At 71.2% G+C, this 351-nt stretch carries 1 protein-coding gene; it reads left to right on the top strand.

The genetic code is table 11. The features are described 5' to 3' along the window. Positions 1 to 238: alpha/beta fold hydrolase (locus tag AB4Z02_RS19395; protein ID WP_441973019.1), on the top strand; the 238-nt coding region annotated here is incomplete at its 5' end. Positions 239 to 351: the final 113 nt, after the last annotated feature.

Below are 351 nucleotides of genomic sequence, written 5' to 3'. Positions count from 1 at the left end.
GCGGGCGTTCGACTCCCGCGATCGGCTCAGCGGCATCCGCGCCCCGACGATCGTGATCGCGGGAGAGCTGGACGCCCTCGTGCCCGTCGGCGACGCGAAAGCCCTGGCCACGAGCATCCCGCGGGCCCGACTGCATGTGATCGTCGGCTCGGGGCACCTGCTGAACGTCGAGCAGCCCGAGCAGTACCAGGAGACGGTGCTCGGATTCCTGACGGCCGCGGACCGGTCGGACGGCTGACGCTGACGCCGACCGCTACTCGACGAGTTTCCCGGCGCTCGACACATCGCGGATCAGCGCCGCGATCTCCGCGGGAATCGGCGGGATCGACTCGCGGCTGATCCGTCCGGGGC

Origin of the sequence: Pedococcus sp. 2YAF34, assembly GCF_052114585.1 — a bacterium.
Classification (GTDB): Bacteria; Actinomycetota; Actinomycetes; order Actinomycetales; family Dermatophilaceae; genus Pedococcus.
Note: the sequence above shows the minus strand (reverse complement) of the source record. Positions and strands in the feature narration are given on the sequence as shown.